This is a genomic window from Sphingobium sp. Cam5-1 (assembly GCF_015693305.1).
In the GTDB taxonomy this organism is placed as follows: Bacteria; Pseudomonadota; Alphaproteobacteria; order Sphingomonadales; family Sphingomonadaceae; genus Sphingobium.
In genome coordinates, this window is sequence record NZ_CP065138.1 from 354725 (window position 1) to 374348 (window position 19624).

A 19624-nucleotide genomic window follows, 5' to 3' on the forward strand; every position below is an offset into this window, starting at 1 on the left:
GCCTTTTGCTGCGCGGCGGGAAAGTCGCCTGCCATCGGCGATGATGAATGGTGGATCGCGACCAGGTAAGTGGCAGAAGCCGAGTATTGTGGCCATGCACACGACGATGGTCTCATCAGTGCAGTATCATAACCTACTTCTCACCTTCGTCGACTGGCGGGGAATACCCGCCGCCTTCGACCCGTTCGCGGTACAGTGCCGCCCGCGCTAGCAGCATGAAGGCGACCGGCGTGGTGACCGTCAGGAATAGGCCGATAAGGACTTCGTGGACGGAAGGGCGCGAGCGGAGCACGGAGGAGCAGATGATCGACGCCAACACGATCAAGGCCATGCCCAGTGTACTACCAAGCGTCGGCGGATGCACGCGTTCGTAAAAACTCTGCATGCGCAACAGGCCGATCGACCCGACCAGCGCCGCCAGCGCACCCGCGAGCAGCAGGAGCGCCACCAGCGCCGCCGCCCAGCCCGGCAGGTCTGGTGCCTGAATCATTCGATTACCTCCCCGCGCATCAGGAACTTCGACAGGCCGACCGTTCCTACAAAGCCCAGCAGGGCGATGACCAATGCTGCCTCGAAATACAACGTTCGTCCTGTCTGTATGCCGAAGCTCAGCAACAGCAGCATCGAATTGGTGTACAAAGTATCTAGCCCAAGCACCCTGTCCTGCGCGCGGGGCCCCCGGATCATGCGGTAGGCGGCGCACATCATCGCCAAGCCCAGCATGACTTGCGCCACTGTGATTGCCAAGGCCAGTAGCAGGGACGTCATTGGCCGAATATCTCCAGCAACAAACTTTCATACCTGAGCTTGATCAAGGCGATCCACTGATCCTCATCGACGAGGTCCAGGACATGGACCAACACCGCGCTGCGGCGTCGATCAAATTCGACCCACAAGCTGCCGGGCGTTGCCGTTATGATTACGGCTAAAGTCGCGAGCCCATAGGGATGGGTAATCTCCAGCGGTAGGTGGATGAACCCGGAAACCCGGCCGCGGCGTCGGAACAGCACCAGCGATGCGACGGCAAAGTTCGACCGGACGATATCTGCAACGACGATCGCCAGCAGCTTAGCCATGGCCGCAGGCTGCCGCAGCTTCACGGGTTCCGGCTTCAATGCTGCCATCGCTTGGGTGGCGAGAAACGCTACGATCGCGCCCAGCAGCATTTGACCTGGCGAGAAGGACTGAGTCAGCAACAGCCAAGTGACGAACAGCAGCAGCGCAAGCAAGGGGTGGGGAATGAAGCGCCTCACCGTCCAGCCCCCACGCGCTGCGCGCTCAGGACCGCGCCCACATAGCCCTCCCGATCGCCCAGGGACTGGCCGGTCCGTTCCATGTAGCGCATCGTCGGACCCGCGAAGATCATGAGACCGAGACACACCACCAGCAGTATCGCGACCGGTACTACTTCGGCAAGGCGAAGCACCGGCTGCGGCTTGTCCGACGGTGCCCAGATCAGATCGATGCCAGCGCGGGTCGTCGCGACCAGCACCGCCAGCCCTGATCCGATCAATAGTGCAATGAGGCCCCAGATCGACCCTGCGATCCTGTCCTGCAGTCCGAGCAATCCGTCGATCATCGCGAATTTGGCGATGAAGCCGGACAGCGGCGGGAGGCCGGCGATCAGCAGTACGCAGAACGCGAAGCCCATGCCCAATATGGCGATGGTGGCAGGGATGACGATGCCGATCTCTTCCTCCCCACCCTCGTTGAGCGCGCCGGTATATTCATCGTCGAACACAGGTTCGCTGACGCCCGCTGGCAGCGCTTCCTGCCGCTCGACGAGCTCGATTAGCAGGTAGAAGGCGCTGATCGCCAACGTCGAACTGACTAGGTAGAAGAGTGCGCCTGCTAGGACATCGCCTGCGCCCGCGCCGATTGCCGCGATCAGCGTGCCCGCCGAGATGATCAGCGAATAGCCCGCAACGCGCGACAATGTGCGGGCGGCGAGCACGCCGATTGTGCCGAACGCCATCGTTGCCATGCCGCCGAACAGCAGCCATTCCTCACCATAGTTGCCGGTCCAACCCAGATCGCCACCAAAGAGGAGCAGATAGACGCGTAGCACCGCGTAAATGCCTACCTTGCTCAATATCGTGAAGAGCGCGGCGACGGGGGGCGCCGCCGCCGCATAGGTACGCGGCAACCAGAAGCCGAGCGGCCACATGCCCGCCTTCACCAGGAAGGCGATGCCCAATATTGCCATCCCGCTTTGCACCAGCGCCACGTCGCTATTCGCAACGGCCGGTATGCGCACGACCAAGTCAGCCATGTTGAGCGTCCCGGTCACCCCGTAGATCAGCGACGCGCCGATCAGGAAGAGGAGCGATGTGGCGACATTAAGCGTCACATAGTGCAGCGCTGCCTTCACCCGCGCCTTGCTCGATCCGTGCAGCAAAAGACCGAATGACGCCGCCAGCAGCACTTCGAAGAAGACGAACAGGTTGAACAGGTCGCCGGTCAGAAATGCCCCGTTGAGACCCATCAGTTGAAGCAGGAAGAGCGCGTGGAAGCGCGGGCCGGCACGGTCCCATCGCGCCAACGCGTGGATGAGCGAGGTGAGGCCCAACGTCGCTGTCAGCACAAGCATCATCGCCGACAGCCAGTCCAACACAAGCACGATACCGTAAGGCGCCGCCCAATTGCCGACCAGATAGGCGCGGGTTGCGGGCGCGCCGCTGAAGCCCGCCGCTGCAACCCCGGCCAACAGGGTGATCGATGTGGCGAGCAGCGCTGTCACAGTAGAGAGCGCGATGATCCGCTTGGCCATCGTCCTGCGCTCGTTGAGCAGCAACATGGCTGCTGCACCGACCAGCGGCAGCAAGATCGGGAGAATGATCAGTTGATGAAGCACGCCCCCGGTCACTCGCCATCCTCTCCGTCGACATGATCAGTGCCGGTGAGGCCGCGCGAGGCAAGTAGCACCACGAGCAGCAGCGCCGTCATGGCAAAGGAAATGACGATGGCGGTCAGCACCAGCGCCTGCGGCAACGGGTCGTCGTACAGTGCAGGATCGGGCGTGCCCGAACCGACCAGCGGCGGCGCGTCGACGGCCAGCCTGCCCATCGCATAGATGAACAGGTTGACCGCGTAGGACAGCATCGACAGCCCCAATATGACCTGGAAGGTGCGCGGGCGCAGCAGTAGCCATACACCCGATGCCACCAATATGCCGATGCCGAGCGCAAGAATGATTTCCATCAGCCTTGCTCCCTCACTGGCAGAGGGGGCGGATTGGACTGGCGGCGCGCGGTGGTCCGGATGGACTGGTGCGCTATGGCGATCAGGATGAGGGCGGTCGTACCCACCACCAGCAGGAAGACGCCCAGGTCGAACAGCAATGCGCTGGCAACCGGCACCTTTCCAACCAGCGGCACGTCGAGATAGCGGAAGAAGGAGGTCAGGAAGGGATAGCCGAAGATCAGAGCGCCCAGCCCGGTCGCGACCGCTGTCATCAGTCCCACGCCCATCCAGTTCAGCGGCTTGATACGCAATCGCGCCTCGATGCTGCGCGTGCCTGCCGCCATATATTGGAGGATGAGGGCGATCGACATCGTCACTCCCGCGGCGAAACCGCCCCCAGGCAGGTCGTGTCCCCTTATTAGCAGATAAAGCGCCAGCACCGTTATGAAGGGGAAAAGCCATTCCATAATCACGCGTGGGACGAGCAGATAGTCAGCCAGTGTATCGCCCCGCGACCGGTCGTCCCGTTCCTCGTCAAACGCATCCTGCTGACGCTGCTGCAGCGGGCTGCGCACGCTTTCGCTCGCCGGTCGAAAACGCCGCAGCAGTGAAAATACAGTCAGCGCGACAATCGCTAGCACCGTGATCTCGCCCAGGGTGTCGAACGCACGGAAGTCAACGAGGATGACGTTGACGACATTCCTGCCGCCTGCTTCCGGATAAGACCGTTCGATGAAGAAGCGCGAGACCGTGTCAGGCAGAGATCGAGTCATGATGGCGTAGGACAGCAACCCCAGGCCGAGGCCCGCGCCTCCCGCGATTACAAGGTCGATCGCCCTGCGCGCGCGGACGCTGATCGGCGTGCCCGCTTCCGGCCAGACGTCGGGCAGCCGCTTTGGCAACCATCGCAGGCTCAGCAGCATCAGGATCGTAGTGACGGTCTCCACCAGCAGCTGCGTCAATGCCAGGTCGGGCGCCGACAGCCATACGAAGCTGATGCAGCTGACAAGCCCCGTGCCCGACACCAGCACGACGGCGGCCAACCGGTGATATTTCGCTTGCCATGCCGCGGCCAATGCGCAGCCTGCTCCCACCAGCCAGATCGCGCCGAAGCCAGGATCCAGCGGCGTGACGCCAAGCGTCCCGATCGCGTAGCCAGCTCGTAGGAACGGCAGAAGTCCCGCGATGCACCCGACCAGCACTAGCACGCGCAGCTGCGACTGGAGCCGCTCCGTCGCCACCACTTTCATCAGCTGTCGCGCCGCGCCGATCAGGATCGACAGCACCGTCTCGAACATACGCCGGCCCTTAAGCCGTCCCAGCAGCGGCACGGCGGATGCGGTATTCAACTGTCGTGCAAAGACGAAATATCCGGCCGCCCCAACCGCCAGCGCGACGATGCTGAGGAAAAGCGGGCGGGTGAAGCCATGCCAGATTGCGAGGCTATATGTGGGCATGTTCGGCCCCAGCACCGACCGGGCCGCGACCTCCAGCACCGGACCAATGGTCACCGCAGGAAATATGCCGACTACAAGACAGCCGACGACCAGCACTTCGATCGGCGCCCGCATCCAGCGTGGTGCTTCATGCGGCGTGCGCGGCAGGCTCGTCGGTCGCGGGCCGAAGAAGGTCTGGTGGATGAAGCGCAGTGAGTAAAGGACGCTGAAGGTCAGGCCCAGCGTCGCCAAATAGGGCAGGGCTTGGTCCAGCCACGTGTCGTTATAATCTGTCACGGCTTCGGCAAGCAGCATTTCCTTTGACAGGAAGCCATTCAGCAGCGGCACCCCTGCCATCGCCGCTGCAGCGACCATGGCCAGCGTCGCAGTGATCGGCATAAAGCGGTACAACCCGCTCAGCCGTCGCAGGTCGCGTGTGCCCGCTTCATGGTCGATGATTCCGGCCGCCATGAACAGCGAGGCTTTGAACGTCGCATGGTTGAGCGTGTGGAAGATAGCGGCGACCGCCGCAAGCGGGCTGCCGATGCCCAGCAGCAACGTGATGATGCCGAGGTGACTGATGGTGGAATATGCCAGTAGGCCTTTCAGATCCTGTTGGAAGATCGCGGCCCAGGCGCCAATCAGCAGTGTTAGCAGTCCCGCGCTTGTCACGATGTAGTACCAGGCCTCGCTCCCTGCGAGCACCGGCCACAACCGGATGAGTATGAATATGCCAGCCTTAACCATCGTGGCGGAATGGAGGTAGGCCGACACCGGCGTCGGCGCGGCCATCGCATGGGGCAGCCAGAAGTGAAACGGGAATTGCGCGCTCTTGGTGAAGGCGCCGATCAGGATCAGCAGCAGCGCAGGCAGGTACAGTTCACTCGACCTGATGGCGTCGCCCGATGCCAGCACCGCTTCCAGGTCGTAGCTTCCGACGATACGCCCTATCAGCAACAGGCCGATCAGCAGGGAAAGCCCACCCGCCGCCGTGACGATCAACGCCATGCGCGCGGCACTGCGCGCGGCTTCATTCTGGTGCCAATAGCCGATCAGCAGGAAGGAAGCGAGGCTCGTCAGCTCCCAGAAAAAGACAAGCTGAACCAGGTTGCCAGACATGACCAAGCCAAGCATCGATCCCATGAAGGCGAGCAGGAATGAAAAGAAGCGAGGAACAGGATCGTCCCGCGACATATAATAGCGTGCATACAGAACAACGAGAAACCCGATTGCCAAGACAAGCTGTGCAAAGATCCATGATAGGCCGTCGAGCCGAACCACTAAGTTCAGCCCCAGGGAGGGAAGCCATTCTATCTCGCTGCGAAGGACTGTTCCGTCGGCCACAGCCGGGTAAAGAAACGCGGTCAGCAGCGTGCCAGTAAGCGCGACCATGCCAGCGATGATCCCGGCAGTATCACGCGCCCTTGAGGACAGAAAGGCGGCGGCGAGGCTGCCCAAAAACGGGAGGAGCAGGATTAACCACAGCAAGCTGATATTTGGTGAGGTAATTATCGCTCTCCAAGCGGTTGGCGCTTCTATCCCTGCTAGCTGCCTCCTTGCCTCCGGTCAAAACTCAAATAGCCTAAGGCTCAGGGACATCGTCAGCCGTTGATGGTGAGATCATCCGCCGCTATTACGGGAACAATAAGCACGTCCTGTGTGGCATCCAGCAGCACCCCCTGGGCGACGCTTCCAAGCAGAAATCGCTCCAAGCCCTTCCGCTGGTTTGTCCCAAGCACGATCAGATCAGCTTCCTGCTCGATTGCGCAGGCGCTGATTGCAGCTGAGGCTGAGCCTTTGAGCGGACTAAGCATGAGCTGCGCGGAATCCAATCGGCATTTCGCGAGGAACGAGGTCAACTCAGACCGGGCCCGATCCTCCTGCTGGCTGACATAATGATCAATCGCGTCCTGTACCTCCATAGCTCTCTTCATCATCCCGATCGCCGGCGCATCGAAAAGGTGCAGTGCGATTATGTCGCCTGCTGCAGAGATATCGAGCTCGGACATGGCGTTTATCGCGACCTCAGACGCCTCGTCAAAATCCACCGCCACAAGGCTCCGCCGGTAGGGGCCCGATGGAACCGCATTGACCATGAGGATGGGATGTCGACTACGGCGGATTGTTCGCTCAGCCGTGGTACCGACAAATGTATCCAGAAATTGGCGACGATGGGGACCCACGATGATGAGCGCAGGATCGGCTTCTTCGGCCACCTGCAGTATGCCAGTGAAAGCATCTCCAGTTGTGATCAGCCATTCAGCCCGTATTTGATCCACATCTACCAAGGTGGAGACCGTTTGCTGCAAAATTTCGGCCGCAGCAGCTTTTTGTCGTTCGATTAAGTAGTTAGGTTGATCGTCATCGACGACATGAACAAGCGTCAGCTCCGCTCCGACCTGCCGAGCTGTCAACACAGCTCTCCGCAGCGCCCGATCAGATCTGGTCGAGAAATCTGTGGCAACCAAGATTTGTTTCATGGAATCACCTCCTAAGCTGGCGCGCTCGCGGCATCCGTTTCACTATGCATCAATAGCATCCCGAGAGTTCGATGTCGCTGAGCAGATCGCCATTAATTCAAGCGAAAGCCCACCATAGCAGGGCAACCGCTATCAGTATGGGAAAGGAGAGAACGGCGACCAATTCCTTCGTCGGCACACGATAGCTGTCGCCATGCTCCCGGCGGAAATTGTGCAGCTTTTCCGCATGATCCTTGCTGGACGATAGGATGGCTTCTTCAATTAACGATAGGTGAGCAACCAGCCCGCCAATTTCCGCAATCTCTTGCGTGTTAACTCCGGGGTAACGGGCAAGTAGAGCTTCAAGCTCCATAAACGAATTTGAGACCGGCCGCAGCCGGTTAAACGACGTCGACATTGAACTATCCTTCAGAGCTCGACAAATTTACAAGATGAGAGGTGGTCTCCCTGCTAAATGCAGGCGAAGAAAGCTGTCAGATTTTATGAAGTGCAGACCGCCTCGAGTAGTCACTTCCCGGACGCCAGGTGATCCACGATAGCGTCCGGCTAATTGTTGAATATTAGGCGCTGAGCCTCGCCACAAGAGAAAGAATGGTTCATCACCGATGACATAGTTATATCATATACGGAAACAAGGATGATATCGCCCTAGCCTGTATTTATAGCGTCATGATGAAGATGCATTCACCTATTATCGCTAGAAATCCGTAGATTATGCAGTTTCATCGCCACCATGCAACGCTCCACGGCTCGCTATGCCAAACGCCGGTAACTCTGCAACAAGAACCGCTTGAAGATTTCGATCGCCTGTCCATATTGATACTGCGGGCCGGGCCCCTCTGACGGTTGTTTCGAAAACGATCGTGATGTCGGACCGCATCGGGTTGGCTCGGTGCAGGTCAGTAATTTTCTCATTTCCTCCCAGCTGATCCGGTTAATCCATATCGAGTGGAGAGAGGCTTTGAATAGATTGTTATACAAATTGACCCGGTTGCACGCGAAGCTCGAAGAGGAAATCCGCGGCGAACTTAGGCGTCGTTTCCCCGATAATATGCGGTTGTTGCGGCTCAAGAAACTGCGACTGCAGGTAAAAGATCGCCTGCACGGCCAGGGGCTTCGACGCGCAGAGAGTGAACTCGCTCGGTGATCTGAACCACCGCGTCGCGCTTGAACTCATCGCTGAAACTGGGCTTTCCCATCGCCGCCTCCTGTCCTAAAAATAAGATCGGAGGTGTCGAGAAATCTAGGAGCTACTCAGTCCCAACGCGTTGGGACTGAGCAGTCTGCGGCTCTGAGAGTTGCCTCAGGGTGCGTCGTCAGAGCCGGCAACACCACCTTCGCCTTCAAGCCTGGCTATCTGACGGGTGTCGGAACGCGTGAATTTTAGCCGTACACCGGCTCCCATTCCGCCTTCTTCTTCGACGAGGATCACCCCATAATGATCGAGTGCGCGCTGCGCGGCACATAGGTCCGCCTTCTCCGTGATCCATGCACTGCCAGCTCATTCGATGCGGCCCAGCGTATCGGTGGAAATGCCAGCGGCGCTTGCAAAGTCTGCCGCGCTCACGCCGACCAATGCCCGCGCGGCTGCGATCACGCGACCTGTTATGTGAACATGACCTGACATGAATGCTTCCTTCTCGCTCAAGGGTCCAACTCTATTTCGATCGGATTGTGCCGTCCACCTTGCGCTTGAGGATGCGGAGCTATGAGACTTGTGGCGATAGGCTAATTCTTTCATCTTCTTCGAAATAGGCGCGCGCAACCTCAAACGATCGGCTCGCTGCCCTTCACTTCGACGTGCCTGGTCCGGGCCTTTGCGCGATGATTTCGTGGCGATGGGCCACCGTCGTACAGCGGCCTGCCGATCAAACCATCTTCTAGAGGAGCGCGAGCCGCCAGTGCGCGGCGATGATCGGTACCCTTGGCGTGAGCACCAGCGAATAAGGTGACAAATGTTTAGGCCGGATCACCGAGATCGCCCGGACCTACAATTTTTTTGAAGTGCGCTCATATCGAGGCGCGGACCTTTTGCGCTGACCGAGGCAGCTTCGTGGTGCTTTCTGCCAAAGGTTGCGCATCTTGCGGGGTCAATACCACATATCATTTGAGTGAATTGGCGCGGATTACGCAGTGGACATCGGTACGCCATTCCTAGTTAAATCCGGTTCGCGCCTACGCTTGGGCGGTAGCATCTACCGCAAAAACGCGCACCATGCCGATGAAGGGTGCAATGCCATACCCTGGTAACGGTTCAGCGCTATGTACTTGTCGACATGGTCTAGGGGGCGAACATCGAACCATAGCTGTGGCTGCCGAGCAATATGAACGTCATGGCAGGTGCCAAAAGCAGAATGAGAAGATGAACGCTTACGCCTGATCCGGCAGCTGACATAACCTTGACGAGCGGCGAAGAGGGGAGCAGCTTCTCGTGGCACATAATTCGATCTTGCAGCCCGCATAGACATTCAATAATCATCTGTGCTCCTCGACAGACTTGACCATACGAGCGCTCGAAGGCGGTTGGAAGGTGGAGTGAGATGCCATTACTAAAACGTCGATCGAAGTTTCAAATCGCAAAGCTGCATCGACGCGACTTCATGGCGAGCGTTGCGATTGGGGCGGCTGCGCTCGCGTGTTTCCGGCATCCTGCGTATGCAAAGCCACGCATCGTGGAGGTGTCGATGGGCACCGCCCTTATGACATTCCTGCCGGCCACGGTGACTATCAAAGTCGGAGACACGGTGCGGTGGACCAATCCCGGCATCGTCAGCCATATCATCAATTTCGATCCTGCCCGTGCAAAGCAGGCAGGGTCAGTGAGCTTGCCTGCGGGAGTCGAGCCGTTCAATTCAGAAGAGATGGAGAAAGGCGATACCTTTTCCCACTTGTTCACAGTGCGCGGCACTTATCATTACACCTGCCGCTATCACGAGAATATGGGAATGACAGGAACGATCATCGTCCGCTGATGATACTGGCGGGACGCATCGCACAGCGAACTTCGTCGCGACATTGTTTCGCTTTTCACAAGCAGGTTATTTAGTTCGCGACGGAGCGTCTACCGCGCTGGGTAGCGTCGTTTCCGGAAACCAAGCAGCAAAGTCTTCTCGCTTTGCGATAAGATCCGCGATCGTATATTGGTCAAGCACCGCTAAAAACGCTCTCACAGCCTCTTTGAGAACACCGGTCATGCCGCACGCCGGCGCGATGATGCAACTCCCGCAGTCTACAAGTTCGAAGCCTTCTTCAGTGTGCCGAACGAGAGCGCCGACATTTATCGTGTCTGCCGGCTTGCCGAGGCGAATGCCGCCGCCTCGGCCGCGCACGCTCTCGATATAGCCCGCCTTCGCTAAGTCATTGACGACCTTCATGAGGTGGTTCTGCGAAATGTTATAGGCGCGCGCGACTTCGGCAATCGAGCACAGCCGCTCCGGGTGCGCGCCAAGGTAAAGCAGCACTCGCATCGAATAATCAGTGAACAGCGTGAGCTTCATGGCCATCCCAGACGGCATAAGACAAACCAAATATATGCATTCTGATTGCATCTTTCAATCGAATCGTATAGATGCATTGAGGATGCATGATTTGGAGTGGGTGTCGTGGAAGATGACCCGGCGACAGACGAAGCGCAGCTTGCAAGCTTTGTTCACGCTTTCTACTCCCGCGTGCGGGCGGACCAGCTACTCGGCCCCGTGTTCAACGACAGCGTACATGATTGGCCACGGTATCTGAAAACGTTCGAGGATATTTGGTCGTCCGTGAAGTTCAGGACCGGTCAATATACCGCTCACTCAATTCCTGAAGGCCTGAAGCACAAACAGAGCATCACAACCGAGCTTTTCCGAAGCTGGCTGACGTCATGGAGAGACACAGCTGAAGAACTGATGCGCCAAAGTGCTGCTGCAGTCCTTCAGTTCAAGGCTGCGCAAATGGCCGATCATCTGCAACTTGCTTCCTTCTTCAGAGCGGCCGATCTCTCTCGAATTGGAGGTCGGGGAAGCAAAGCATCGGGAAGGGGCGCCGTGGCTGAACTGCTCCCCTACAGGTCCACGCCAGTATTCGTTCAGGACACGTTGCCAAGCGCATTGCAAGCCTGGCATGATATAAAGTCTGGCGTTTCGAGTCTCACTACAGTGCTCGAAGGGCACCTGAAGAATCATATATCTCGATCCGCCATGCAGAGCAGTTCTCACGCCCACCCACGGGCTCGTTCTTTCTCAACAACCGCATTTTTCGACGCCTTTGGGCGACATGAAGATGCAAGTCGATTTCTACGATCAGAAACCGTTTTCAACGAAGTCTTGGCCAATCAATCAACGAAGGAGCTGTCATGTCGCAACCTCTGAGCGAACAGACCATCGCGCTCGTTAAAGCTACTGTTCCCGCGCTGGAGGCCCACGGGCTCGACATTGTGCGGGAAATGTACTCGCGCATGTTCCAAAATCCCGAGATACGCGACTTGTTTAATCAGTCGCATCACGGCGACACCGGATCTCAGCCGAAGGCACTAACGGGGGCGATCCTCGCATATGCGAGCAACATAGAAAATCTTGGTGCCCTGGCTCCAGCCGTAGAACGGATCGCACAAAAGCATGTCGGGCTGCAAATTCTGCCCGAGCATTATCCGCACGTGGGTGAGGCACTTCTCGGCGCTATCAAAGCTGTTCTGGGCGACGCCGCAACGGAAGACATCCTAGCAGCCTGGGGCGAAGCTTATTGGTTTCTCGCCAACATACTGATCGCTCGCGAACGGCGCATTTACACCGAACAGAAGGATATGAGTGGGGGCTGGAATGGCTGGCGGGAATTTCGAATCGATGATGTGGTACGCGAGAGCAGCGTCATCAACTCCTTCCTCCTGCGTCCCGTGGATGGCGAGCCGGTCATGACATATAAGGCCGGCCAATATTTAACTTTCTGGCTGGAAATTCCCGGCCATCCTCCCGTCAAGCGCAATTACTCAATTTCGGCTGCTCCCAACGGCGAAACTTATCGCATCTCCGTCAAGCGTGAGCCGCAGGGGCTCGCCTCGGGCTGGCTCCACGACGAAGCCAAACACGGTACGATCCTGAAGGTCGCCGCACCGGCCGGCGAGTTCTTCCTCGCTGAGCATATCGAACGACCGATCGTTCTACTTTCAGGAGGTGTAGGCTTAACCCCGATGGTAGCGATGCTTGAGGCACTAGTCGGCAACGGTGCCTCTGTTCCCGTGCAGTATATTCACGGCACCCACGACCGCGAAACGCATGCCATGCGGGATCATGTTCGCAGCGTCGCCGCGCTGGGGAACTCCGTCAAAATCATCGACTTTCATCAGACCCCCCTTGCCGACGAGGTTCTAGGTCGCGATTATGATGTTGCCGGCATCATCACCGACGAGTGGCTGGTGGCGAATACTCCTGTCGGAGATGCGGACTATTATATCTGTGGTCCTCGGCCCTTCCTGCGTCACGCTGTTTCCACGCTGTCGCTAGCGGGTGTCCCGTCGGACCGCATCCATTATGAATTTTTCGGCCCGGCTGACGAACTGCTGGCGGCGTGAGTCATTCGGCGGTGGATGGCATCAGCATAGCGCGCGTGATCCATGTCCTGGCAATCGTGTTGTGGATTGGAGGAGTGGCGTTTGTCACCCTGGTCGTGATGCCATCCATCGGCCGTGCCGCTCCTGGCGACAGTCGGATGGGTTTCTTTCGCCAGCTTGAGGGGCGTTTTGCCTTCCAGGCCAGGTTTTGGGTCCTGCTTGCAGGCATGAGCGGCCTCTGGATGGTTCAACGCGGGCATATGTGGGTTCGTTTCGCTGATCCTCGCTTCTGGTGGATGCATGCGATGTTGCTCACCTGGCTCATTTTTGCAGCCATGCTTTTCGTCATCGAGCCGATGTTTGTTCATCGCCGCACGGATAGGTCGGTTCATCCGGAAGCCGACTTTCGCGCCATGGAGCGGATGCATCGCGTGCTTCTCGCGCTCTCCGTTATAACAGTACTAGGCGCGGTTGGTGGCAGCCACGGCTTGATCTGAAGCAGCATCACGTTCTGCTCATGACGGCTTCTGCGTCGGGTTTCGGGTCACTTAGAATGCGCTGCTGTATGCAAAGGGCGGTTTCACCAATGCCACGGTGAAGGCTGCCTATGACGACGGCGTTAAACGCATCGAAATTGTTGTCTTATCCTCCAAAATCATTCGTTTGACCACGTCGCGCGCCTAGTCCAGCTATAGCGAGCAAGAACGAAAACCCCTTGTTCGAAGCTTGCGAGAGGATGCGACAATGCGCAATAATGGGCCGGAGACAGAGAGCTCGGCGTTGCGCTTCGGTGGCATTGCTCAAACGATCATCCTGTCTGCGGTTGCCGCTGCGATCTGCACCCTATTTAAGGTGCATGCGCTAACGGAAGCGCAGGCATCCATCGCGCTCGTCACGGCGCTGCCGACGGTCATGACGATACTTGTCCGACGCGACACGAAAGAGTGATGTCCAACTTAGAATGAAAACATTTGCACTAAACTATAAGTAATTTGATCTACGCGGAGGCGCAGAGTTGCGCTTATGAGGCGGACCGAAATGAGGCACGCGGCGGAGCATGATCTGCCGGCGGCTTCGGTCTAGTCACGGTTGCCTCGCAAATGTCGTCTGCACAGTCATCGCTCTCCTGGCCTTCGGTCAGCTTGACCATTGACGCGCGCAAGCTGCTGTTCTCGCTGAGCAGTTTCCTTGCGGCGGCGATCACGCTGGCGATCGTGTTCTCGGCCAGCCTGCCACGTCCTTGGTGGGCGCTGTTGACGGTCTATGTGACGGCACAGCCCATGTCGGGCGCATTCCGGCCCAAGATGCTGTATCGCCTTGCCGGAATCGCGACCGGTGCCATCGTGACGATTGCGGTGGTTCCCAACCTCCAGAATGCACCGGAACTGCTGGTGCTGTGCATGGCGGCGTGGACGGGCTTTTGCATCTATCTTGCGGTGCTCGACAGGACGCCGCGCGCTTTCCTGTTCCAAATGGCAGCCTTCAGCTCGGCGGTAATCAGCTTTCCCTACATCGAAAATCCCGCCGATATATTCGACACCACTGCAGGGCGCGTTGCGGAAATGACCGTCGCGATCCTGAGCGTCTCGATGGTTCACGCGGTGCTGCAACCATGGAGCGCAACGCCCGTGATCCGCGATCGGGCTAAGTCCTTCTTACGACATGCGCGCCGTTGGTCGGTCGAAGTGCTGAGCGGCGACAATGGCGAGCAGGAAAACGCATACCGCCGTGCGCTGGCATCCGACGTCACCGAGTTGGGGATGATCGCAATCCACCTGCCATTCGATCAACGCGCCGCGCCCATCACGCAGCGCCGCGTTATTGCGCTCCAGCAGCAGCTTGCCAATACCATCCCGCTCGCGTCGGCTGCCGCCAACCGGCTCGACCTGATAGAACGCGAGCATGGTATCCTGCCCGAACTTAACGGATTGCTTGTCCGCACGATGGATTGGTTGGGATCGGCAGAAAGTCGGACGGCACAAGTTGGGGCACTGATTGACGAGTGCGAGCGGCTGGCGAGGCAGGCAGAGGATCGCGGCGACTGGCCTTCGCTGCTAGCCGCCAGCGCCTCAATTCGCCTTGCTCAGTTTCTGAATGCCTTCGCTAGCGCGCAGCGGCTTGCCAATCGCATCGGGTCGCCGGGTCGTCTGAAAATCAGTGACGGACATGAGCAGTCGTTCCGGCTTGCGCGCGATCACGGTGTGGCAGTGCTGGCGGGAGCGGCCACGGCGGCGGCGATCATCCTCTACTGTGCGGTGTGGATCCTGCTGGCCTGGCCCAGCGGCTCCGCCACGGCCGCCTTTGCGGCGCTCATCACCTGTTCCTTCGCGGCCCATGATGATCCATCGCCGATAATCGGCCGATATCTGAAGGCGACGTTGAAGACCTTCCCACTGGCCGCCTTCTACCTGTTCGTGGTCCTCCCTCGCGTCGACGGTTACGAAATGCTGATGATCACGCTGGCTCCGGCGCTCCTTTGGATGGGCTATATTCAGGCCGATCCGCGTCGTTCGCCCGAAGCGTTGCCAATGTTCTCCTGCTTCATCGTGGCTATGGGTTTCCTCGCCCGGTTCCAGGCCGATTTTTCCGCCTTCGTGAACACCGGCATTGCTCAGTTGGGCGGCATCGTCACGACGCTGGCCGTCACGCGTCTGTTTCGCACTGCAAGCGCGCGCTGGACTCTGCGTCGCGTGATGCGCGCCAACTGGACCGAGCTGGCCCTGCTGGCGGACATCCGCCGGCCGTTCCGTCCCGGAGATTGGACGGCGCGCTCCGTGGACCGGCTCGGCCAGATCGCGCAGCGCATCGTCGCGGCTCGTCCGGGCGATGACCTTCATGCTGCCGACAGCCTTGCTGATCTGCGGATTGGGCGGAATGTCATTCCGGTGCGTAAGGCCCTGTCCCATGTCCCACACGATCTGCGCCACGACCTTGGCCTAGTGCTGGCGGGCGTCGCCGATCACTATCGCGGCTGCACGCGGCTTTCCAAGATCGTACCAGCCGACGCGGCGCTACTGGTGCCGATCGACCGGTCGATCGACGGTCTGCTTGCCCAACTGCTCGACGAATACTGCAGGCAGGCGCTGCGTGCGCTCGTTGCGATGCGTTGCAACCTGTTCCCCGAAGCCGCTGCTCCGGTCCTAACCGCCGGCAAGACCGCCACCCTGCGGATGGTGCAAGGAGGTCGCGCATGATCGAGGAAATTCACTTTGGCGGTATCTACGTGCCCGCCGCTCTTGCAACGGCGGTCTTGTCGGGCGTGCTGGTATATGTCGTCCGCACGCCGATGCAGCGCATGACATTCTATCGACTCCTTTGGCAGCCCGCCCTGTTTGACCTCGCTGTCTTCATCCTCCTGTGGTGGGGATTAAGTGCGGGAGCAGATCTCACCTCTCACTTCTGGTTCATGTCATGACCATGCTTTCACGACACCATCTTGCGCGCTCGATCGCGACGCTTTTCGTCATTCTCGTCATTCTTGGCGGAATCTACGCGCTGTGGCAGCGCTATCAAGTCGATCCAGTGACGCGTGACGGCAAGGTCCGTGCCGACATGGTGCCCGTGTCTGCCGATGTCGCCGGACTCGTCACCGAAGTGCGGGTCGTAGATAACCAATCCGTACGCAAAGGCGACGTGCTGTTCGTCGTCGACCGGCCGCGTTACCAACTCGCCCTCGAACAAGCCGATGCAACCCTGATGAACAAGCGCGCTTCGCTCGCGCAGTCGGTTCGCGAGGATCGCCGCAACAGCGCGATCCGCGAGGTGATTGCCGCAGAGACCGTTGAACAGGGACGTACTCGGACCTATGAACTCAGAGCAGAGGTGGCGCAGGCTGTTGCTGCCCGAAACCTCGCCCGTTTCAACCTTGAACGCACGCTGGTCCGCGCGCCAGTTGACGGGGTCGTTACCAATACGACCTTACAGCCAGGAGTCTATGTCGTTGTCGGCAAGCCTGCTCTGGCCCTGGTTTATGGAAAGACCCTCCGAGTTGAGGGGTATTTCGAGGAGACCAAGCTGCCGGCTATCCAGGTCGGCGATCAGGCGAGCATCTACATCATGGGCGTCGCGGACGAAATTCATGGTCGCGTCCACAGCATCGCTGGCGGCATCGAAGACCGCGAGCGGGGCGGGACCGACGGTCAATACGCCGATGTGAATCCGAGTTTCGACTGGGTCCGGCTGCCCCAGCGCATTCCGGTCCGGATCGAGATCGAAAACAAGCCGGCGAATGTGCGGCTCATCCCCGGACAAACGGCAACGGTCGTGATTCATCCACGTGCCGACGCACGCAAGATCCAAAGGAGTCTGCCATGGTAAGGCAAGCGATGAGCCGCCTGACGCTCTGCGCCCTCGGTGCGGGGCTGCTGGCGGGCTGCACCACGGTTGGACCGGATTACAAAGGTCCAAACAGCGCGGTGCTCAAATCCCCTGCCGCCCAGGGCAAATTCGTCGGCGCTGCCGGCCTTCCCGTCGATGCCGACGCGCCTCCTCAGGATTGGTGGCGACTGTATGACGACCCGCTTCTCGACCGGCTTGTCGGAGAGGCCTTGGCCGCCAACACCGACCTTCGGGTCGCCGCTGCCAACCTGGAGCGTACCGAAGTCACAATCCACGAAGCCAAGGACGCATATGGCCCGGAGGTGGAGACTGAAGTCGCCTCAGAGCGCAGACAGTTTTCCACCCAGTCCTACCTGCGCGAGACACCTATCCCCCCGTTGACCGTCGGCAGCGTGGGAATCCGTGTCGCCTATCAGCTTGACCTGTTCGGCCAGTTAAAGCGCCTGGTCGAGGCTGCCGAGGCCGATGCGGAAGCCAGCCGCGCTGTTCGCGACGCTGTTCGCGTGACCGTGGTGGCCAATGTTGTGCGCGCCTATGTGGAAGCCTGCAGCGCCGGAGAGGAACTGGCCGCCACCCGTTCGGTCGTCAACATTCAGGAGAAAAGCGCGGGTGTCCTGCGTCGCCTCGGCCGTGCGGGGCGGATCGCGCGGACCGACGCCTTCCGGGCTGATGCCCGGACGGAAGAGGGGCGCGCCGCCCTGCCGGTGTTCGAAGCGCGACGGAAAACCGCCCTATATCGTCTCGCGGTGCTTACCGGCCGCCCGCCGGCGGAGTTCCCAATCGAAGTCGCCAATTGCGCCGAACCTCCTCACCTGACGCGCCCTGTGCCAGTCGGCGACGGGGCCAGCCTGTTGCAGCGGCGCCCCGACGTGCGCGAGGCGGAGCGCGATCTGGCCGCTGCCACGGCGCGGATCGGCGTAGCGATCGGGGAGCTCTATCCGCGCATCAGCCTGGGTGCGGGCCTAGGTTCAACCGGTATTCTATCTGATCTTGGCACAAGGCCTGCCAATCATTGGAGCCTAGGCCCCCTCATTTCCTGGTCGTTGCCCACCCCAGCTGTCAGATCTCGGATCCACCAAGCGAACGCAAAAGCGGACGCGTCCTTGGCGCAGTTTGACGGAATAGTGCTCAACGCGCTTCGTGAGGTTGAAACCAGCCTGACAAGCTATGGGCGCGACCTTGACCGCCACGCCCGCCTGGAATTGGCGCGAAACCTGTCCGTTAAAGCGCGGGACGATGCGCAGATTCTTTACAGGGCCGGCCGCACCCCACTGCTTGACCTGCTGGATGCCCAGCGAGCAGCTGCCGAAGCTGAAGCCGTGCTGGCGACGTCAAAGGCCCGGATCGCCGACGATCAGGTGTCCCTGTTCCTCGCCCTAGGCGGAGGCTGGGAGCAGGGCGAAAGTTGAACTTCGATGGACTTCGCTCTTCGTCAATTGAGGTGGGCAGAGAAGGGGGTTCCAGCCAGCGCCGATGCCCGGATGCCCTATCGTTCCACCCCCATGTTCGATGAGCAGACCTTGTCGGCGGCACTGCGCAAGCGGCCCGATATCGGGATGGGTCAGGGGGCTGATCCGGGTTCTAGAAGGCCATTCCGGCTGACGGACATCGAGCCGCCATCCGAATGTATCCTCGAACACAGTCGGCCCGGCATCTTCCGGCCGCGCGAAATGCATCTCGTGAGGCCGCTCGGGTCCATGAAGATGCAGGTGGATTTCTACAGGGAGCCGCCGCTCCTCTGAAGATACTCAGTTGTTTGCGGTCTGGTGGCCTAACAGTGTTGACTTATCATAACGTTAACCGTGCCGGTCATCTCGCCTGCGGTGCTGGGGTGAAACATTGCCGCCAGATGCGAGAAGCAGCTTAAAGTTCGGCACAGCGCGCTGTTCGAGAGTTTCGACGCCAGCAATGGGTAGGGTGGTCGATAGGAGGCGAAGATGGCGTCAGTCTTCATGTTGCGCGCAGGCACGACATTGACTGGTATAACGCACATGCATGCTCTTGCTATTTGCGCAAAAGTTTGTGTGACCCACAATAAAATAATTCATTTGTCACATACTGAAGTCGATCGCATGAAGCGCATACGGTCGTTCAATGAATACTGATTCAAAAATACTTTGTTATTGATCGGAGCTACGCAATGGCTTTTCATTCGAAAATAAATAGAAAAATGAATGTGCTGGTTTACTATGAAAAGCACTTCCCATGTAACTTGCGGGCGATATCCGGCTATGTCAGTTGGTGCGCATCTTCGCTTTCAACTGCTTGGGATCAGTGCAAGAAATCCCTCAGCCTTGTTGGTCGAACCAACGGCCTGAGGACTGTTCGTATATCTGGCGCCCTTGTTGTGACAATCGTTCCCGTAGGGACCATCGCGGCATCTCCTGCAGAAACGTACGAACAAATCTCGGTCCCAGGCAAAACGATCTTCGCCTATCGACCGCTCGCCCAGCGCAAGCGCGTCGTGGGCAAATGTCACCCCGAAGCGTCCAAGGCGATCGCCTGCGAACAGCAAGCCGCCATCGCACGCAAAGAAGCGCTAGGCGCCAAGCAGGCAGCTTCGCTTCGTAACGCCGGTCGGATCCATGAAGATTCAGGTGAACTCTTACAATAAGCTGCCGCTCGTCTGAGGTCACGCAGCCTTCCGCTGATTTCGGGACCTA

General features: G+C 59.1%; 21 protein-coding genes and 1 pseudogene. 12 read left to right on the plus strand and 10 right to left on the minus strand.

From position 1 onward, the window contains the following. Positions 1–133: 133 nt before the first annotated feature. The 8 genes from mnhG to IZV00_RS01935 form a co-directional block, all read right to left on the minus strand. Positions 134–490 carry a monovalent cation/H(+) antiporter subunit G gene (gene mnhG, locus IZV00_RS01900; protein WP_196225545.1) on the minus strand — a complete coding sequence of 119 codons (357 nt, stop codon included), beginning with the start codon at positions 488–490 and terminating at the stop codon, positions 134–136. Beyond that, positions 487–768, minus strand: a complete 282-nt coding sequence (locus IZV00_RS01905; RefSeq protein ID WP_037466092.1) for a K+/H+ antiporter subunit F — start codon at positions 766–768, stop codon at positions 487–489. The genes mnhG and IZV00_RS01905 overlap by 4 nt, the downstream gene beginning before the upstream one ends. Further along, entirely contained in the window at positions 765–1253 is a 489-nt protein-coding gene (locus IZV00_RS01910) for a Na+/H+ antiporter subunit E (RefSeq protein ID WP_037466090.1), read from the minus strand. Before IZV00_RS01910 ends, IZV00_RS01905 begins: the two co-directional genes overlap by 4 nt. After that, positions 1250–2866: a monovalent cation/H+ antiporter subunit D gene (locus IZV00_RS01915; protein WP_196225546.1), complete on the minus strand. Its 1617-nt coding sequence runs from the start codon at positions 2864–2866 to the stop codon at positions 1250–1252. Before IZV00_RS01915 ends, IZV00_RS01910 begins: the two co-directional genes overlap by 4 nt. Beyond that, positions 2863–3201 carry a Na+/H+ antiporter subunit C gene (locus IZV00_RS01920; protein ID WP_037466086.1) on the minus strand — a complete coding sequence of 113 codons (339 nt, stop codon included), beginning with the start codon at positions 3199–3201 and terminating at the stop codon, positions 2863–2865. Before IZV00_RS01920 ends, IZV00_RS01915 begins: the two co-directional genes overlap by 4 nt. Next, positions 3201–6107 carry a monovalent cation/H+ antiporter subunit A gene (locus IZV00_RS01925; protein ID WP_196225547.1) on the minus strand — a complete coding sequence of 969 codons (2907 nt, stop codon included), beginning with the start codon at positions 6105–6107 and terminating at the stop codon, positions 3201–3203. Before IZV00_RS01925 ends, IZV00_RS01920 begins: the two co-directional genes overlap by 1 nt. Before the next feature lie 113 nt (positions 6108–6220). Next, positions 6221–7099, minus strand: coding sequence for a universal stress protein (locus IZV00_RS01930; protein ID WP_196225548.1), 879 nt, complete (start codon positions 7097–7099; stop codon positions 6221–6223). A 97-nt stretch (positions 7100–7196) separates the two neighbouring features. Beyond that, the gene (locus tag IZV00_RS01935) at positions 7197–7496 is read right to left on the minus strand and encodes a hypothetical protein (protein ID WP_196225549.1); all 300 of its coding nucleotides are present in this window, start codon (positions 7494–7496) and stop codon (positions 7197–7199) included. Between the two features lie 495 nt (positions 7497–7991). Here IZV00_RS01935 and IZV00_RS01940 point away from each other — a divergent pair, with 495 nt between their 5' ends. Further along, positions 7992–8246, plus strand: coding sequence for a DUF465 domain-containing protein (locus tag IZV00_RS01940; protein WP_443020056.1), 255 nt, complete (start codon positions 7992–7994; stop codon positions 8244–8246). 354 nt (positions 8247–8600) lie between these two features. Here IZV00_RS01940 and IZV00_RS21100 read toward each other — a convergent pair whose 3' ends face one another. Continuing rightward, positions 8601–8726, minus strand: coding sequence for a helix-turn-helix domain-containing protein (locus tag IZV00_RS21100; protein ID WP_230463253.1), 126 nt, complete (start codon positions 8724–8726; stop codon positions 8601–8603). A gap of 1057 nt (positions 8727–9783) precedes the next feature. Here IZV00_RS21100 and IZV00_RS01950 point away from each other — a divergent pair. Further along, positions 9784–10071: a cupredoxin domain-containing protein gene (locus IZV00_RS01950; RefSeq protein WP_230463254.1), complete on the plus strand. Its 288-nt coding sequence runs from the start codon at positions 9784–9786 to the stop codon at positions 10069–10071. 66 nt (positions 10072–10137) lie between these two features. Here IZV00_RS01950 and IZV00_RS01955 read toward each other — a convergent pair whose 3' ends face one another. After that, complete coding sequence (locus IZV00_RS01955) at positions 10138–10596, minus strand: Rrf2 family transcriptional regulator (protein WP_196226452.1); 459 nt, start codon at positions 10594–10596, stop codon at positions 10138–10140. Between the two features lie 528 nt (positions 10597–11124). On the opposite strand from IZV00_RS01955, the pseudogene IZV00_RS01960 reads away from it, so the two are divergent. The 10 genes and pseudogenes from IZV00_RS01960 to IZV00_RS02005 form a co-directional block, all read left to right on the plus strand. Next, positions 11125–11389, plus strand: a pseudogene (locus tag IZV00_RS01960) (DUF1971 domain-containing protein); the annotation flags it as partial. A gap of 43 nt (positions 11390–11432) precedes the next feature. After that, positions 11433–12644 carry an NO-inducible flavohemoprotein gene (gene hmpA / locus IZV00_RS01965; protein ID WP_196225551.1) on the plus strand — a complete coding sequence of 404 codons (1212 nt, stop codon included), beginning with the start codon at positions 11433–11435 and terminating at the stop codon, positions 12642–12644. 11 nt (positions 12645–12655) lie between these two features. After that, positions 12656–13120, plus strand: coding sequence for a hypothetical protein (locus IZV00_RS01970; RefSeq protein WP_196226453.1), 465 nt, complete (start codon positions 12656–12658; stop codon positions 13118–13120). Positions 13121–13367: 247 nt separating this feature from the next. Further along, positions 13368–13571: a hypothetical protein gene (locus IZV00_RS01975; protein ID WP_196225552.1), complete on the plus strand. Its 204-nt coding sequence runs from the start codon at positions 13368–13370 to the stop codon at positions 13569–13571. A gap of 152 nt (positions 13572–13723) precedes the next feature. Further along, positions 13724–15817 (plus strand): FUSC family protein, encoded by a 2094-nt coding sequence (locus IZV00_RS01980; protein ID WP_196225553.1) that lies wholly within the window; start codon positions 13724–13726, stop codon positions 15815–15817. After that, positions 15814–16038: a DUF1656 domain-containing protein gene (locus tag IZV00_RS01985; RefSeq protein ID WP_196225554.1), complete on the plus strand. Its 225-nt coding sequence runs from the start codon at positions 15814–15816 to the stop codon at positions 16036–16038. The genes IZV00_RS01980 and IZV00_RS01985 overlap by 4 nt, the downstream gene beginning before the upstream one ends. Positions 16039–16040: 2 nt before the next feature. Next, positions 16041–16940: an efflux RND transporter periplasmic adaptor subunit gene (locus IZV00_RS01990; protein ID WP_196226454.1), complete on the plus strand. Its 900-nt coding sequence runs from the start codon at positions 16041–16043 to the stop codon at positions 16938–16940. Continuing rightward, on the plus strand, positions 16934–18370 hold the full coding sequence (locus IZV00_RS01995) for an efflux transporter outer membrane subunit (RefSeq protein WP_230463255.1): 1437 nt from the start codon (positions 16934–16936) through the stop codon (positions 18368–18370). Before IZV00_RS01990 ends, IZV00_RS01995 begins: the two co-directional genes overlap by 7 nt. Positions 18371–18376: 6 nt before the next feature. Next, positions 18377–18703 (plus strand): hypothetical protein, encoded by a 327-nt coding sequence (locus tag IZV00_RS02000; protein WP_230463256.1) that lies wholly within the window; start codon positions 18377–18379, stop codon positions 18701–18703. A 398-nt stretch (positions 18704–19101) separates the two neighbouring features. Beyond that, entirely contained in the window at positions 19102–19575 is a 474-nt protein-coding gene (locus IZV00_RS02005; protein ID WP_196225555.1) for a hypothetical protein, read from the plus strand. Positions 19576–19624: the final 49 nt, after the last annotated feature.